Origin of the sequence: Fibrobacter sp. UWCM (assembly GCF_900129735.1) — a bacterium.
GTDB lineage: Bacteria > Fibrobacterota > Fibrobacteria > Fibrobacterales > Fibrobacteraceae > Fibrobacter.
In genome coordinates, this window is record NZ_FQWR01000005.1 from 49,621 (window position 1) to 66,045 (window position 16,425).

Here is a 16,425-nt window from a genome sequence, read left to right on the forward strand (position 1 = left end):
TTGATGAACTTAGGCATGCAAATAGGACAGTCCCAGCGACTCGAGCAGAACATCTCGCCGCAGATGTTGCAGGCGGCTGCTATTCTGCAGAAGACTTCGCAGGAACTGGATATCGCCATCAACGAGGAACTTTCGGCAAACCCGCTCCTTGAAATGGACGATGAGGTGCCCGAGGATACGGGTGCCGAAGAGAGTGCGGACGATTCGGGCGACGACGGTGAAATTCGCGAGATGGATTTTGAGAGCGGGAATCTTGAGGATACCGCCGACCACGATTACGACATTTCGGACAACGTTATCGATACCGACATGGAGCGCCGCCTGACTGACGGGTCCTATGACGAGGACGCTCCGTTCAAGGACTTGAACGCCCCCTCGAAGGATGCCTCGGACGAGTGGGACCGCCCGCAGAAGGACCGCGACAAGAGCCTGCAGGATAACCTCCGCGACCAGTTGCGCGACTGGAACGGCAATTCGCTATTGGTGGAGCAACTCAAGGACGAGGGCTGCTCCGAGGAACATTTCCGCACGCTGGTGCAGTACCTTATCGATAGCCTCGACGAGGACGGTTTTTTGCAGGGTGCGCCCGACGAAGTGATGGTGAAGATGGCCGCCGATAGGGGCGAGGACAAGTTTATTGTCGAGATGGAACGCGTAATCCGCGACGAGATACCGCTGGAAAGCGCGAGCATGCCCGTGGCGGAGGCTTTCCACGTGCTGCAGGGGTTTACTCCCCGCGGTATCGGAGCCCGCGGGATGCAGGAATCCTTCATTATCCAGGCGCAGTACGTCGAGGGCTTCCCGGAACTCACTCTCCGTATACTGAAGGAACATTTCGACGACCTGATGGAACTGCGCTACCCGAAGATTGCGAAGGCGCTCTCCGTGCCGGTAGATGAAGTGCTGAAGGCTGTCCGGTATATTTCGAAGCTTACGCCGCACCCGGGCAGGCTCATCTCCAACGCGCCCACGCAGATAAAGCAGGTGGACCTGCGTGTGGAACGCAAGGGTGGCAGGTTCGAGGTGGAATGCACGCAGGATTCCTGGAAGAAGGTCAAGCGCCTTCACGTGAACAAGCTGTATGCCGACATGCTCACCGACGGTTCCAAGCTCGACAAGGAAACGCGCGAGTACATCCTGAACAACAAGCGCAAGGCGGAAGAGTTTATCAGTGCGGCGAACAACAGGTTCTCTACCATGGAACTCGTGATGAGGGCTATCGTGAAGCGGCAGCCTGCATTCTTCAAGAACGGCCCTGCATTTTTAAAGCCGATGGTGCTGCAAGATATCGCGAGCGAGGTGAAGCGCGACCTTTCGACGATTAGCCGCGTGACTAACGGCAAGTACGTGGAGACCCCCTTCGGGATATTCGAGCTCAAGGACTTCTTTACCTCGGGCGTGCGCCAGCAGGGCAAGCGCGCGGGCGTGCAGCCTGCCGCCGAGGATGCTCCGCTGGGCCCGGCCGTGAATGCCGGGGAAGAGGGTGACGAGGATGTCGTCGGCTCGGCCCGGATCCTCGAGGCCATCAAGGACCTGGTGGACGGCGAGAACAAGAAAAAGCCCCTCTCGGACCAGGCCATCGCCGACGCCCTGGCTGCCCAGGGCATCCAGGTGGCGCGCCGCACGGTGGCAAAATACCGCGAGGAACGCCTCAAGATACTCCCTGCCCGCCAGCGAAAGCTGCTCTAAAAAGCCTTTTTGGGGCAAATTTCGCCATTTTGGGGCCCTTATATTCCAATTCGGATTAATTATTCGTAAAAAAACTTTCATTTACTTGGTTTTTTCGGAAAAAAAGATGTATATACTCTAGATGCGAGGCGAACGGCCTTGCAAAAATGCCATCTTTACTTACGGAGGTATCAATATGGATATTCAGTTTTCTGCTCGTCACTTCAACGCATCTGCAGGTCTCCAGGACCGTATTCAGGAAGAAATGGACAAGTTGGCCAAGTTCTACCCTAACATCACGAATGCTTCCGTAATCCTTGACCACGAAGTCGAACACCAGCGCCACTGCGAAATCACCGTGAACATTACCGGTTCCGTGGTCGTGGGTTCTGCCGACGAAGACAACATGGGCAAGGCGGTAGACGTGGCGCTCGAACGTGTGAAGGTCCAGCTGAAGAAGGCGAACGACAAGCAGAACGACCACCGCGCACAACCCGTTTCCAACCTGACGTAAGCCGTGTCTGAATCCAGGTTGAAAGACATCAAGATCCTGCACCGGGAAAAACTCTCGGTGCGGGACTTTTTTGCACATTTCGGAAAGGACCTGCAGCTCGCGCTCCATTCCCCGGAAGGCGACCTCGACACGAACATCGCCGAAAGCGGTATCCACCGCCCCGGGCTTGCGATGGCGGGCTACACGAAGGTCTACAGTTCCAAGCAGATTCAGGTGGTGGGCCATACGGAATGGAACTACCTCGAAAGCCTCGGGCCCGAGGGCCGCAAGAAGGTGTTCGAGAACCTCTCCGTGTTCCGTGCCCCGATGTGGGTGGTGACCCACGCGCAGATGCCGCATGCCGAACTCAGGGAGATGTGCTCCAAGCTGCATATCCCGCTGTTCTCGACCACGTTGCATACCTACGAGTTCAACAAGGTTGCCCAGAGGATTCTCGAGGAATTCTTTGCGCCGCACTCCATTATCCATGGGAGCCTCGTGGACGTGTACGGCATCGGCATGCTCTTTATTGGCGATAGCAACGTGGGCAAGTCGGAATGCGTGCTCGAACTTGTGGAAAGCGGACACCGCATGGTTGCAGACGACGTTGTACACATCAGTCACGTGGGGAACGCGATTATCGGGCGCCCCGACCCGCTGATACGCCACCACATGGAAATTCGCGGCGTGGGCATTCTCGATATCCGCTCCATGTTCGGCATCCACGCCATCCGCAAGGTGAAGAAAATCGAGGTGATCGTTGAACTCCAGCCGTGGCAGCGCGACGGGCGGTACGAACGCACGGGCCTCAACGAGCAGGAAGAAATCGTTATGGGGGTCCATATCCCGAAGATTGTGCTCCCCGTGGCGCCGGGCAAGAACCTCACCGTGATTTCCGAGGTTATCGCGATGAACTCGCTCATGAAGATGAACGGCCAGGACGTGGCCCGCGACTTCAACGAGGACCTGATGAAGAAAATTAAGGCGAAAGCGAAGGGCGAGTACACCGATGGCCTGCAAGAAATGGACATCGAACACTGGTCGCTCTACGAATAACCTTATAAATGCTATCTTTCCCGCCGATGAACCAGCTCCTGAAGACAATCAAGGCAAACCTGTTCCCCTTTATCGTGTTCATGATATTGGTGTCGGCGTGTGTTTTTGGATGGTACTTCTACCACCCCTCGAGCCCGTACCACGCGCGCTACAGCTTTGTGGTGAGCTACCAGGAAGTCGGTACGCTCTCGCCGGGTAACCGCGTGGTGGTTCGCGGTATCGCGAAGGGCCAGATCCTGAAGGTGGAACTGACCGACGATGCCGTGTTCGTGAAGGTGGAAGTGCTTGCCGATGCGAAGATTTCCAGGCATTCCGAGTTCAGGCTCATCAACGCGGGCCTTATGGGCGAACGCGAAATGAACATCTTGACTGCGGATGACAATGACTGGATTGCAGACGGCGATACCGTGCTGGGCGCCTACGACGACGGTATTGCCGGTGTCGGGATGGTGTTCTTGAATGCGATTGCCGACCTCGACACGATGAGGCAGATGGTGGTCGCCCTGAAGGATTCCCTTACGATCGGTACGTCGGGCAAGAAGATGGAACGAATCGTGAAGAAGGGCAAGAACCTGGTGCGCGCGGGAGAGAACCTGGTTACGGAGACGCGTAACGACGCGCAGGCCGTGCTCGACAAGGCCGAGTCTACGCTCCAGAAGGTCCGTGGCGTGATTGACGATGCTGCCTCCAAGGGGGCGGTATCTGTCGAGAAGGGTTCTGCCATGCTTGCCCACGTAGATAGCGTGCTGGCCCAGGTGAAGGCCGCCAAGGAAGAACTTGACGCGGTGGCGGCGAAACTGGACAAGACCGACAATACGGCCGGCCTGGTCAATACGGGCAAGGGAAAGTTGGTTAAGGAATTAGACAAGATTTCGGTTGACATTGACAAGCTGACTTCCGATATAAAAAAGAGCGGTTTGAAGTTAAATGTGGATATTTTTTAAAAAAATTGTTCCACTTTGTAAAAAAAAAGATATTTTCCGCATATAATGTGTTTAACGGACCCTATGAAAGGAGCGTGCCATGAGTGAAAAGAAACCCGCTAAAATGAGTGATGCCGACCTGAAGTTCTTCGAGGAGATGCTCATCGAGAAACGTCGCCAGCTGGTGACGGCTCAGAGCGATTCTGAAAGGGCAAGTTCGTTCCAGGGCCAGAAGAACCAGGCGGGCGACGGTAGCGATTCCGACAGCGCCGACTCCGCGACGGACTACAACACGCTCGAGACCACGTTCTCGCTCGCGGCCCGCGAAGGCAAGTACCTCGTGTACTTGGAAGAGGCGTTGAAGCGCATTCACGACGGTACGTTCGGCGTGTGCAAGGTCTGCAAGAAGCTTATCCCGAAGGCCCGCCTCATGGCCGTGCCGACTGCCACCAAGTGCGTGAACTGCAAGGAAGAGACGAAGAAGAAGGAACAGGAAAACAACCGTATGGAAATGGCCCGACTCTTCGCCGAAGCGCAGCGCAAGGAGATGCAAAAGAGAGCCGCCGGCCGCTAATGCGAATGCGGCCCGCATTTTTTCATCGTCACGCCGAAGCCCGCAGGGGCAAGGGCGTCCACTGTCATCCCCGGCTCCGGCCGGGGATCTATGTTTATAGCGGATTTTTGGAAAAAAGCAGACCAAATGGGTGGAAGGCGCACGTTTAGTCTGCTTTTTTATAGTTTGTGTGTAAAGAAAGGCCTCGAAAAAGGTGTTCGGGGAGGCAAAATAGGGCCAGACGGGGGCGAAATAGGAGAATTTGCCTCTTTTGCAGCCCGAATTTGTTTAATTTATCCGTAAAACGGCAGACCAAATCGCACTTTTGATTGCCACAGGTCTGCTAAAATCCAAAAAACGCGTCGGCAAGCGATGCGCGGAAGGCGTGGATGCGGTCGGCGCTTGCCTCGCGGTGCGGGTACGTGAAGTCACTGAGAAGCACGACTGCGGCGCCGGCGATGGGGTCGGCGACGATGCTCGCCCCGGTGAACCCGGTCTTCCCGAACGCATGGGGCGACACGCGCGACCCCATGAACTTGCCCTGGGCAAGTTCCCAGCCGAGGGCTGTGCAGGCGCCGTTCGCAGCACCTGCCGGCGAATCTCCCGCAGTAGAATTGCCCGCCGGCAAAAACTGTGCGGCACCTTCCCGAGTAAACGCGTTCTCGCTTACCATCTTCAATATGCCCGCGGGTGCGACGCGGATCTCGCTCCCGTTCGCGCTGGCTGCAATCCCGTCGTTCATGACCATATGCACGAACTTGAGCAGGTCGGGCACGCAGCTGAACATGCCGGCGCTCCCTACCGGGAAAAGCTTGCGCAATACCCACGCGCTTTCGTCGTGAATCTCCCCGCAAATCTCGCGCCCGCGGAACTCGCATATTTCCGTCGGGGCAATTTCTTCGCGAGGAATCGCATTCCACTCGCGGGTCAGCGGGTCCCAGCCGCTGCGCGTCATGCCGAGCGGCTCGAAGAACCGCTCGCAGCCCTGCTGTTGCAGGTCCTTGCCCGTAAGACGCTGCAGTATAATCCCGAGCAGCACGCTGGCCGGGTTCCCGTAGTTGAAATCCGCTCCGGGCGCCTTTGCGAACTTGTATGTAAATAGGGCGTTCAGGATACCTTCGGGCGGGAGCGTGCGCAAGGTCTTCATCGGCACGCGGTAATCCAGGCTGTGCGTCAGCAGGTGGAATACGCAGATATCCTCGCGGTAGTTTGTCTGCAATTCGGGGATGTAGTCTATTGCCCGGTCGTCAAGGTGCAACTTGCCCTCCAGAATGTAGCAGAGGGCGAGTGTCGACGTGGGGCAGACCTTCGTGAGGCTAGCGATGTCGAAAACCGTATCTGCGGGCGTATTGAGCGCGACCGTGCGCGTGGTGCCGTCGGGCAGAATGAATCCCGCGACCGCCTTGTGGAACACCCCGGCGGATTCCCCCTGCGAAAGGAGCCTTTCGATATTGCTTTCGTTGAATGCCATGGCTGGAATTATAGCAAACCCGTGGATGGCCCTGATACTGTTTTGTCCGACAGGCTGCTTTTTGGGCCGATTGGCGGCGCTCGTTTTGCTCGTTAAGAACTTATTTTACAAGAAAAAGCGATGCGAGTTTATTATGAAAAAGTCTATTGCGAAATATTTTGTTCTGTTTGTCCTTTTGGCGGCCGTGCTTAACCTCACCGGTTGCGCCATATTGCTGAACGTTAAGAAAGACACCCAGGACATCATCATCGTAGCGGAAGATGGCGGGGTATACGATTTTTATGTGGATAACAGTATCGTTTGCCGTAATACCGATAGGTGTGTCTATGTCCATAGCAAGGGAACCCCCTGCCAGCATACCTTCGACCTCAAGAGAGAGGATGATATTTACGGCACCTTGTTTTACGGCTATTGGGAAGAAAAGTCGACTTTAGCCAAGATGATGTCCGTATCCAAGCGTGAAGACAACGCATGCCCCGAAGAATGGGAAGGGGAAGCGATACACGTAATCGTGGAAATAGACCCCGATATCGATGGTCGCGAGGATTCTGCTGCCAGATAGTTTTTATTATCTTGTCTTTTATGCAAGAAGAGCAAATTGACATCCTGAACGCCGACGGCACCCCCGCGGGTTATTCCTGCGGGCGCACGCGCGTGCATGCGGAAGGCCTGTGGCACCGCACGGTACATATCTGGGCGTTCAACCGCGAAGGGAAAATTCTTTTCCAGTTGCGGGCCCGCGTGAAGGAAAATAACCCCGGACTTCTGGACACGAGCTGCGCGGGGCATATCTCTGCGGGTGATACCAGCGTGAACGCCGCCGTGCGCGAACTGCGCGAGGAACTGGGCGTGCGAAAAAGTTCGCGCGACCTCGAATATTTATTCGAGGCGACACACGAAAGTGTGCTCAACGGCGGCAGCTACCTGGACAACGAATACTACGACGTTTACAGGACTACCCTCACCGACGAGGAGGCTGCATCCCTCGTGCCGCAACCCGGTGAAGTCGACGATTTTGTCTGGATGACGCGCGATGAATTTTTCGCGAAGCGCAAGCTGCACCCCGAAAAGTTCGTGGATCACCCGAAGGATTACCAGTGGCTCATGGAGAATGCAAAATGACGATGTACAGGAATGCGGCCCTCGTGCTTGAAGGCGGCGGAATGCGTGGCGCCTACCTTTCGGGCGTGCTCGACGTGATGCACGATAACGGGCTCAAGTTCGGTGGCTATGCTGGGACGTCCGCGGGTGCCACGCACCTTTGCAGCTACCTTTCGGAACAGCGCGAAAGAAACAGGCGCATCGATGTCGTCCATTCGGCGAGCAAGCGCTACATGGGCTGGGGGAACCTCATCCGCACTGGCGAATTCTTTGAGGTCGATTACTGCTACAGGCAGATTCCCTACGTTATTGACCCGTTCGATTTCGAGAAGTTCCGCGAGAATGCGACCGAGTCCGAGTTCTATGCGGCGGCATCGAACCTGGAAACGGGCGAGGCGGCTTACCTGCTGACCCGCGACCTCGACACGCCCGAAGGCATGGACAGGATCCGTGCGTCGGCATCGCTCCCGCTGATGAGCCACATCGTAAATGTCGATGGCATGAAGCTCTTGGATGGCGGTGTCGCCGATAGCATCCCGTTCGAAATCATGGCGAAGAAGGGATTTGAAAAGCTGATCGTCATCGTGACGCAGCCCGAGGGCTACGTGAAGAAACCGAACTCGCTTGTTCCTTTGTTCAAAATCATCTACCGCAAGTACCCGAAGTTTATCGAGGCGGTAAGGACGCGCCACATACGCTATAACGAGTGCCTGAAAACGCTCGATGAATGGTGCAATCGCGGGACTGCGTTCCGTATCCGCCCGAGCGAAAGTTTCGATATCTCGCGCCTCGAAAAGGACAAGTCCAAGCTCGCGCGCCTCTACGATTTGGGCGTGAAGGACATGACCGCCCTCATGCCGAGGCTGATGGAGTTTCTTAACAATGTCTAAAGCAATTGCCGGTCACAAGTACCGCCATTACAAGAAAGATACGATGATCTATACGGTCGTTACCGCCGATGCCCTTGACTGCGAAACGGTCGAACCGCTTGTCCTTTATCGCAGCGAGTACGAGACTCCCGACCACCCGAAGGGAACGCTCTGGGTGCGCTCCCGCAAGGATTTCGAGAGCCGCGTGATGCTCCCCGATGGCGTTGAGATGGACCGCTTTACGGAAATTTAGCGGGGCAATCTATATTTAAGGAAAGGAGAAACAAATGAATCTCAAGAAACTTTATACAGCCACTGCGGCACTTGCATTCGGGCTTGCGTTTGTCGCCTGTGACGACAGTTCCAGCGGGCCTTCGTCCGAACCGGGCTCCAGCGAGTCCCAGGGCCCTTCCGATGTCACACCGCAGTCGAGCGATAGCGAGACAAGCGTGTCCAGCAGCAGTGCCGCGGCGCCTGCAAGTTCTGCTGCGAAAGAATGCTTCAAGGACGGCATGGCAAGCATTACCGTGCGCAACATGGAACGCAAGAATATTACGTGCCCGAACACCATGACGATTTACGATTACGACTTGCAGATTCTCTACAAGTGCGTAGGCGATGCGCTTATTGAGACAGACATGGCGCCCTGCGAAAGCGACGAACCATCTGGCGTCACACCGCAGTCAAGCGATAGCGAGACAAGTGTGTCCAGTTCATCTAGCGCAGCCGTCTCGAACGTGGAATACGGCACGCTCACTGATTCCCGCGACGGCAAGAGCTACAAGACTGTCGTTATCGGCAACCTCACGTGGATGGCCGAGAACCTGAACTATGACAACAGTGCTACCGCCACGGGTTCCATCGATTCCAGCTTCTGCTACGACGGTATTCCCGCGAACTGCGAAAAGTACGGCCGCCTCTACCAGGAATACGCCGCGACGGCCGTGTGCCCCGAGGGTTGGCGCCTCCCCACTGCAAATGACTGGCGCGACCTGACCACTACGGCGAAGAGCGAATTCGGCGACGACAACGGCTCCCTGCGCGCCGTGGGTGAATGGGAAAATACGATTTTTGGAGACAACGTAACAGCCACGAACGCAAGCGGGTTCTCCGCTCTCCCGGCAGGTTACCGCGCCAAGACGGGCGAATGCGACGGCGAGGGCACCAAGGCCTATTTCTGGGGCGAAGACAACATGAATCACTACGCCTGGATACTCTCGAACCAGTACGACATGGAGAAGGAATCCATGCAGCGCGGGTACTTCGCCTACGCCGTGCGTTGCGTCAAGGACTAGTAAATCAGGAACCGCGGACTAGGAACCGCGTTTCATCTCGGCCATGACCATGCCCGCGACAATCGCTACCGCACCCGCGATGGCGACAGGCGTGATGCGTTCCCCGAGGGCGATGACCGCCGTGATGATGGTGACGAGCGGTATGGCGTAGATGTAGTTGCTTGCGAGCACCGTGCCGAGCTGCTTCAGCACCTTGTTCCATGCGAGGTAGCCGAGCAGCGACGAGAAAACCGTGAGGCAGACGAAGTTGAACAATACGACCGGCTCTGCGAAGTTCTGCCACGGGATATCGAGCGTTTTGTGGATATTGCCACCCGCCTCGAAGAATAGCGCGGGCAGCGACATGAGTGCCCCGTAAAAGAACATCTTGCGGGTTATGAACAAAGTAGAATACACGCCGTTGAACTGGCGCACAACAAGCGAATAGATGGCCCACATGACGGACGAGGTGAACGCGAGCATGTCGCCTACGGGCGAAAGCTTCAGGATGAATTTCCCGTTCAGCACCACGAGCACCATCCCGACAAACGTGATCAGGCACCCGAGAACCTGCCGCTTGCCGAGGCGCTCCGCCTTGTACAGGATGCCCCCGAAAATCATGGTGAGCAGCGGGTTCGTGCACACGATAAGCGAGACGTTGCTGCTGGGCGAAAGCGAGAGCGCCGTGTTCTCGGCCCAGAAGTAGAGCGTACAGCCCGTGATACCGCAGATGAACAGGATGAATTCGTGTTTCCAGTTCTCGCAGCGGAATTGCTTGTGGGATGCCGCGAGCAAGATAAGGTAGGTGACCGCGAACCGCAACGTAAAAATCTGCACCGCGGTAAAGCCGTGATTCAGCAGCACCTTCGTGCTCACGAAACTCGTGCCCCAGAACGCAATCGTCGCGATGGCGAGGATATGCCAGAGGGCCATGTTGTTGCGCGCGGGTGTCATCGAAGCCAAAGATAGAAAAAAGGGGCTTTTACGGATCGTCAGAAAAGGCCCGTTCCTCCTTGATGCTATCACAGATTAGGGCGATTTCATCCAGTTTCTCCCTATAGAAACATGTCAGTTCCGTTTCTTGGTCGTATTTTTCGCACAGGGCGTTTACGTGCTGCAAGAAATGGTTGTAATTGCACAGGATTCGTGCCGCAACGTCAATGTAAATGGAGTAATTGTCCAGGAGTTCATCAAGGCAGCCGGGACCGTTTTTCGCAAGATGTTCCAATTCTGTGGCAAAATCGCGCAAGGTCGCGTTGAATCCGACACCCGCAAGTGCTGAGAACGTCCGCCTTTCGCTGTCATCTAGTTTTAGGATCATATTTTTCCTCGTTCGTGTTAGTGATGAGATATAAAAAGTGCCCCGGTTTTAGTCATTCCCGGGGCTTATTGGATACATGGCCAGTAGTCTTTTAGAGAAGCTACTTATTTGAGCTTCTTGCTGAAATGGTCAACGGCATACGACCAGCGGCTCGGCGAATCCCGGAATACCGTGCACATGTGGCGCGTAAAGGCGCCCGGGTTCGGACTAGAGACTGCCCTGTCGTAGGACCTTGCGATAGACTGGAGAGACATCTTCTTCATGATGTTTTTCCTTGTTTGTCTCCAAGCGGAATTGCTTGGAGGTAAGGATTAATTTAAGTATTAATCATCGAAAAAGCAAGTGGTTGCAAGATTATCGAAATTGTATAACAATTTGAAAAATTATTGTCATTTTAGTTGGGGATTATAACTTTGTATTTGTAGCTTTAGTTTATCTATTTCTTCAGACTTATAAATTTTCTGGATTTTTGGCCTAATGAAAATTCTACGCATTCTTTCCAATGAAACGAGATCTCCTTCTTTCTCAAGCCTTTCTCCAATGTTTTTGAGAAGAGTGACTGCGCCACTTCCATTTTTTTGGTTCTCATTTTTATCAAGAAAATCTATAGCCAAATTATTTTTTTCTTTATCCCATTCTTCTTCAGTATCAAATGGAATTTTTTTGTCAATATACTCCATAAATTGAGGTACTAAGCCTATATAAATATATTGGTCTGTTTTTTCTAAAAAAGTTAGCGTTTTTATTAGTTGCTTAACTTTATTTTTCATTTCATATTCTGACGATATTTTTTTGCCAGAATTTTTTTGCATATATTCTAATTCAGTGTGAAATTCTTTTAGCATGTTTCGGATGTCATGAATGCAGTAGCATGCTTTAATAAATTCTTCTCGTGGCACTTCTATTGAGTTGGTATTATTTAAAAAATTGAAATCAGAATCTGTTAAGGATGACTTTTTGTCCAACTCCCGATAATCTTTCAGCATGTTTTTACTCTGTTTTTTTAAGGACGGAGATATACAATGTCGCCGTAAGAAATCAATATCGTTATCTATAATAAAATGAATAAAATCCAATTTGTCTATTCCATGCCCATTAGAATTTATTCGCTCTAATCTGTTGTCATTGAATGGAACAGGAATAATGGGATCTTTTTGATATTTAGGTTTAAGAACTGACTCTATTTCTTTCCATTTAGAAACGGCTCTTGATTTTAATTGAGTAACAAGATTTTGCTCGCCAAAGACCATATTAGGTTTAAGTTTTTCGATTCTTTTTAAGAGGACATCACAATAAAGTTCAAAATTAAGTTCCTTTGTAATAAGGGTGTTATTGTCATTCGCTATTCGAAGATTGTAAAAGGCGATGTTCTTTATGCTAATACGAACCACTAGGTTCGATTGTTCTTTCAGTTCTTGTTTGATTTTTGAGACAATCTTCTTTTGAATATCTTTGCATTTTTTATCGGTTCCAGTCATCAAATATTCACAGTAGCTTTTTTTCTGACCATTACCATTGTATTCGTCCCAACAATTGTTGCGATCTCCAAGAAAGAGAATTTTCAGTTCTCCTTTTTTAGATTTGACACCATTTTGGTAATTATTTCCAACAAATGGTTTATACCGAGGATCCTTAAGGATGTCTTCGGGCGATTTATTTATTTTATTTCCTTTCATAGTATGAAATATATACATTTTTTTTCAACTTGTTATACAATTACCTCCTTGTCGTGACCTATTGCATTATGGGAGATGATAATGTATATTGGTATTCAAGAAAGCAGCTCACTCCCAAACCACCCCAGAGTGAACGGCCTAATAGAACAGCGGGTGGCTTTATGGAACGGCATACCGCTCCGAGGATGAATAAATGTCAGAAAATGACGAAAATCAGTTTCGCGAAGAGGCCGACGGGTTCTTTGACGGATGCGACCGAGACGATATTGAAGACTGGTTCGAAGGCGATGACTAGTCTCACTATAGACTCAATGCAAGAAGACTAAAAATGGCCATGGCCAATTAGACAAACCGGTACTTGCAAGCAAAAATGACTACACTCTCTCCTATGGAGGCCACCGAATGACAAATGGGGGCCTCAATTTTTTTATTATATTCCCCTCATAACGCATTCTAGGGACTTCACATGATTACTGGCGAAATCAAGAACCGCATCGATTCTATCTGGGACACTTTCTGGACGGGCGGCATCACCAACTCCATCACCATCTTGGAGCAGATGACCTACCTCTTCTTTATGAAGATGCTGGACGACGCCCAGAAAAAGAAAGAAGCGGCGGCGAACGCCATGGGCGTGAAGGTCAAGGATCCGGTCTTTAAGGCGGGCAAGTGGCACAACCCCGATTTCGACCGCGACGTCCCTTACAGCAGCCTGCGCTGGAGCGTGTTCAAGAACATGGAATCCGAGGCGATGTATGCGACGGTTTCCCGCGATGTGTTCACGTTCATCAAGACTCTGAACGATGGCAAGGAAAGCGCCTACAGCCGCTTTATGAACAATGCGACGTTCATGATTCAGAGTGCGCGCACGCTCACGAAAATCGTGGAAGGTATCGACGGGCTCGACATGAACAACCGCGACACCATGGGCGATGTCTATGAATACATCTTGGGCAAGATGGCGGCCAGCGGCACCAACGGGCAGTTCCGTACCCCGCGCCACATTATCCGCATGATGGTAGATATGATGCAGCCCACCCTGAAGGATGCCGTTTGCGATCCGGCGATGGGTTCGGCGGGGTTTATCGTGGAGGCAGCGAAGTTTGTGCAGGAGCACCACAAGAAGGAACTCCTGAAGAAGGAAAATTCGGACCATTACCGCGGCGAGATGTTTCACGGGTTCGATACCGACCAGACAATGTTGCGCATTGGGGCGATGAACCTGATGCTGCACGGCGTCGATAACCCCGAAATTGCCTACCGCGACAGCCTGAGTTCCGAGAACACCGACGAGAACCTTTATACGCTTTGCCTTGCGAACCCGCCGTTTGCGGGCAGCCTCGACTACGAGGTGGTAAGCAAGAGCGTGCTTGCCATTACCAAGACCAAGAAGACGGAACTCTTGTTCCTCGCGCTGTTCGTGCGCATGCTCAGGCCGGGTGGCCGCTGTGCCTCCATTGTGCCCGATGGCGTGCTCTTTGGAAACAGTACGGGACACAAGGCTATCCGCAAGGAGCTTATCGAGAATCAGCGTTTGCAGGCGGTTATCAGCATGCCGAGCGGCGTGTTCCAGCCGTACAGTGGCGTTTCGACGGCGATTCTCGTGTTTACCAAGACAAACGCGGGCGGCACGGACAAGGTCTGGTTCTACGACATGAAGGCTGACGGCTACACGCTGGACCAGAAGCGCACCGAGTGCAAGGAAAACGACATTCCCGACATTGTCGCGCGCTGGAAGAACCTCGCTGCCGAAGAAAATCGCACTCGCAAGGAACAGTCGTTCTTTGTGCCGGTAGAAGAAATCGTCGCGAACGATTACGACCTCAGCATCAACAAGTACAAGGAAGTGGAAAAAGTCAAGGTCGAATACGAAAATCCCAAGACAGTGTTCAAGCGCATTACGAAACTCCAGGACGAAATCAACGCGGCGATGGATGAATTTAAGGAAAAATATTTATAGATGAAGTTGGTTGATTATAAATCTTTAGAAGAAAAGGGAGAAATATTTAAATCTTCCGGTTATTTAAGGATTGATACGGTCGCTAGTTTTTGCGATTGGTTTGATGCATTTCCTAAAGAAGATGTTTTGTTTCGAGGAGTAAAAGAGGCTAAATATAAGATATATACTTCTGCACAACGGTTATATATTACGCATGACTTGGCTTTGTCGGGAAGAACTGTTGAGGATGTGATTGCGGAAACGTTAGAACAGGCGAAACAGGTAGATAATGGAATACTAAAAAAATATTTTAGTTTGTTGGATGTAATAGACCATGATATGCTGTATTTGAGTTTTTTACAGCATTATTCCGGAATATCGCCGTTGATAGATTTTACGACGAGTATTGAAAAAGCGTTGTTTTTTATGCAAGAAGGAGTGACTTTTTCAGATGTTGGAGAGGACGGAATAGATAATTATTGTTCGTTATATTATAAGTTACAATCTCCTGTGACAAGGAAACTAAGGGATCTTTCTGAGACTGATGCCCGCGAAATATTTTCTTTTTCTGAAATGCATCAAAATGCTAGGAGTGTTGTATTTCAATCGGAACAAATAGATATTAGTTCTCAGAAGAAATGTAGTTTTGCTAATTTAAATCTTGTTGCTCAAGATGGACGATTCCTTTTCTATAGTGACGGGATTAATCCTTTGGAAGAGAATATCTCGTGTGTGGATATTCACAAATCTTTAGCGCCTTATATAAAAAAGAGATTAGAAGAAAAGGGTATAACAAAGGAATCGATTTACCCGCAGGAAGAAACTATTGCTAAAATGGCTTTGCAAAGGGCCCTTGAGAATATATAATGAAGCGTAATTGGAAATATCTTTCAATAGGAGAGTGCTTCCCCTCGATAAAAAATGGGGCGAATATTAAACAGATCGCTGGCGCTAACGGCTATCCTATAACTCGCATAGAAACTCTCTCTGGTGGTATTTTTAATAGAGACCGTATGGGGTATGCAAATATTGTTGATTTGACTAAGTATCAGGATTATATTCTTGAATCTGGTGATTTGTTGCTGTCTCATATCAATAGTAAAGCTTATATTGGAAGAACGGTTAAGTATGAAAAACAAGGCGATGAAAAAATCATTCATGGAATGAACCTTTTACGGTTACGGGCAAATCCAGAAGTTATAAGTTCTTCGCTGTTTGCATATTATTCAAAATCAATGAAATTTAAAGATGCTGTAGCTAGAATAAGAAAAGATGCTGTAAATCAATCTAGTATGGCAATTTCTGATTTAAGGAAAATTGTTGTTCCTGTCCCGCCGCTTGATGAACAATCTCGTATTGTTGCGGAGCTGGATTTGCTGACGGGTATCATCGACAAGCAGAACGCGCAGCTCAAGGAACTGGATAACCTCGCTCAGACCATCTTTTACGACATGTTTGGCGACCCCATCGAAAACCCCAAACGCTGGGAAGTAAAAAAATTGGGGGATGTGAGTACAAGCGTTTCTTATGGGACTAGTTCTCCGTCGTCAACGGTGGGAAAATACAAGTACCTTCGAATGAATAATATCACCTATGAGGGATTTCTTGATTTAACAGATTTGAAATACATTGATATGGATGATGCCGAATTCGAAAAATATTCGGTTAGAGAAGGAGATGTGTTGTTTAACAGAACCAATTCAATGGACTTGATTGGTAAAACGACTTATATCCACAATATGGAGCCAATGATTATTGCTGGCTACATTATTCGCGTTCGTTTGGTTGATTCTGTGCTGCCTGTGTATGTGTCAAAATTTATGAATATGCCTGCAATGAAGAAAAAACTGAAAGGTATGGCGAAGGGCGCTGTTAATCAGGCTAATATAAATTCAAAGGAATTAAAAAGCATAGACATTCCGCTCCCGCCCCTCGCTCTCCAGCAATCCTTTGCCGAAAAAATCCAGTCCATCGAAAAGCAAAAAGAAACCATCCGCGCTTCCATCGTCGACACGCAAAAGCTCCTCGACTATACCATGGACAAGTATTTTGGGTGATAGGCACCTGTCGGTTGCTATATT

18 protein-coding genes are annotated in these 16,425 nt (G+C 50.9%); 13 read left to right on the top strand and 5 right to left on the bottom strand.

What is annotated here, in order from left to right; genetic code table 11:
• Positions 1-3 precede the first annotated feature (3 nt).
• The 5 genes from rpoN (at position 4) to BUB22_RS04770 (ending at position 4,714) form a co-directional block, all read left to right on the top strand.
• Positions 4-1,689, top strand: coding sequence for an RNA polymerase factor sigma-54 (gene rpoN, locus BUB22_RS04750; RefSeq protein ID WP_073114141.1), 1,686 nt, complete (start codon positions 4-6; stop codon positions 1,687-1,689).
• Between the two features lie 175 nt (positions 1,690-1,864).
• Positions 1,865-2,182 carry a ribosome hibernation-promoting factor, HPF/YfiA family gene (hpf, locus tag BUB22_RS04755; RefSeq protein WP_072807649.1) on the top strand — a complete coding sequence of 106 codons (318 nt, stop codon included), beginning with the start codon at positions 1,865-1,867 and terminating at the stop codon, positions 2,180-2,182.
• Positions 2,183-2,185: 3 nt separating this feature from the next.
• Positions 2,186-3,217, top strand: coding sequence for an HPr(Ser) kinase/phosphatase (gene hprK, locus BUB22_RS04760; RefSeq protein ID WP_073114142.1), 1,032 nt, complete (start codon positions 2,186-2,188; stop codon positions 3,215-3,217).
• A 26-nt stretch (positions 3,218-3,243) separates the two neighbouring features.
• Positions 3,244-4,161: an MlaD family protein gene (locus BUB22_RS04765; RefSeq protein WP_073114143.1), complete on the top strand. Its 918-nt coding sequence runs from the start codon at positions 3,244-3,246 to the stop codon at positions 4,159-4,161.
• Positions 4,162-4,240: 79 nt separating this feature from the next.
• Positions 4,241-4,714 (top strand): TraR/DksA family transcriptional regulator, encoded by a 474-nt coding sequence (locus BUB22_RS04770; protein WP_072807652.1) that lies wholly within the window; start codon positions 4,241-4,243, stop codon positions 4,712-4,714.
• Between the two features lie 322 nt (positions 4,715-5,036).
• Here the strand turns inward: BUB22_RS04770 and BUB22_RS04775 are convergent, their stop codons facing one another.
• Positions 5,037-6,164: a serine hydrolase domain-containing protein gene (locus BUB22_RS04775; RefSeq protein WP_073114144.1), complete on the bottom strand. Its 1,128-nt coding sequence runs from the start codon at positions 6,162-6,164 to the stop codon at positions 5,037-5,039.
• A gap of 133 nt (positions 6,165-6,297) precedes the next feature.
• Here BUB22_RS04775 and BUB22_RS04780 point away from each other — a divergent pair, with 133 nt between their 5' ends.
• The 5 genes from BUB22_RS04780 to BUB22_RS04800 are packed head-to-tail and all read left to right on the top strand — an operon-like array spanning position 6,298 to position 9,429.
• The gene (locus BUB22_RS04780) at positions 6,298-6,726 is read left to right on the top strand and encodes a hypothetical protein (RefSeq protein ID WP_139258714.1); all 429 of its coding nucleotides are present in this window, start codon (positions 6,298-6,300) and stop codon (positions 6,724-6,726) included.
• Positions 6,727-6,746: 20 nt separating this feature from the next.
• Positions 6,747-7,286, top strand: coding sequence for an NUDIX hydrolase (locus BUB22_RS04785; protein WP_072807967.1), 540 nt, complete (start codon positions 6,747-6,749; stop codon positions 7,284-7,286).
• A complete protein-coding gene (locus BUB22_RS04790) occupies positions 7,283-8,155 on the top strand; it encodes a patatin-like phospholipase family protein (protein WP_254794637.1) in 873 nt (290 codons plus the stop codon). The genes BUB22_RS04785 and BUB22_RS04790 overlap by 4 nt, the downstream gene beginning before the upstream one ends.
• Positions 8,148-8,387: a DUF1653 domain-containing protein gene (locus BUB22_RS04795; protein ID WP_073114147.1), complete on the top strand. Its 240-nt coding sequence runs from the start codon at positions 8,148-8,150 to the stop codon at positions 8,385-8,387. The genes BUB22_RS04790 and BUB22_RS04795 overlap by 8 nt, the downstream gene beginning before the upstream one ends.
• A gap of 34 nt (positions 8,388-8,421) precedes the next feature.
• Positions 8,422-9,429 carry a fibrobacter succinogenes major paralogous domain-containing protein gene (locus BUB22_RS04800; protein WP_073114148.1) on the top strand — a complete coding sequence of 336 codons (1,008 nt, stop codon included), beginning with the start codon at positions 8,422-8,424 and terminating at the stop codon, positions 9,427-9,429.
• Positions 9,430-9,447: 18 nt separating this feature from the next.
• Here the strand turns inward: BUB22_RS04800 and BUB22_RS04805 are convergent, their stop codons facing one another.
• From BUB22_RS04805 to BUB22_RS04815, 4 genes are all read right to left on the bottom strand, one after another.
• Positions 9,448-10,362: a DMT family transporter gene (locus tag BUB22_RS04805; RefSeq protein WP_083535389.1), complete on the bottom strand. Its 915-nt coding sequence runs from the start codon at positions 10,360-10,362 to the stop codon at positions 9,448-9,450.
• Between the two features lie 28 nt (positions 10,363-10,390).
• The gene (locus tag BUB22_RS04810) at positions 10,391-10,729 is read right to left on the bottom strand and encodes a hypothetical protein (protein ID WP_073114149.1); all 339 of its coding nucleotides are present in this window, start codon (positions 10,727-10,729) and stop codon (positions 10,391-10,393) included.
• A gap of 104 nt (positions 10,730-10,833) precedes the next feature.
• A complete protein-coding gene (locus BUB22_RS16630; protein WP_175547238.1) occupies positions 10,834-10,992 on the bottom strand; it encodes a hypothetical protein in 159 nt (52 codons plus the stop codon).
• Between the two features lie 126 nt (positions 10,993-11,118).
• Positions 11,119-12,405 carry a hypothetical protein gene (locus tag BUB22_RS04815; RefSeq protein ID WP_073114150.1) on the bottom strand — a complete coding sequence of 429 codons (1,287 nt, stop codon included), beginning with the start codon at positions 12,403-12,405 and terminating at the stop codon, positions 11,119-11,121.
• 466 nt (positions 12,406-12,871) lie between these two features.
• Here BUB22_RS04815 and BUB22_RS04820 point away from each other — a divergent pair, with 466 nt between their 5' ends.
• From BUB22_RS04820 to BUB22_RS04830, 3 genes are read left to right on the top strand one after another with little or no spacing between them, the layout of a single operon-like run.
• Positions 12,872-14,365: a type I restriction-modification system subunit M gene (locus BUB22_RS04820; RefSeq protein WP_073114151.1), complete on the top strand. Its 1,494-nt coding sequence runs from the start codon at positions 12,872-12,874 to the stop codon at positions 14,363-14,365.
• Positions 14,366-15,211, top strand: coding sequence for an FRG domain-containing protein (locus tag BUB22_RS04825; RefSeq protein WP_073114152.1), 846 nt, complete (start codon positions 14,366-14,368; stop codon positions 15,209-15,211).
• Positions 15,211-16,401: a restriction endonuclease subunit S gene (locus BUB22_RS04830; protein WP_073114153.1), complete on the top strand. Its 1,191-nt coding sequence runs from the start codon at positions 15,211-15,213 to the stop codon at positions 16,399-16,401. The genes BUB22_RS04825 and BUB22_RS04830 overlap by 1 nt, the downstream gene beginning before the upstream one ends.
• Positions 16,402-16,425 lie beyond the last annotated feature (24 nt).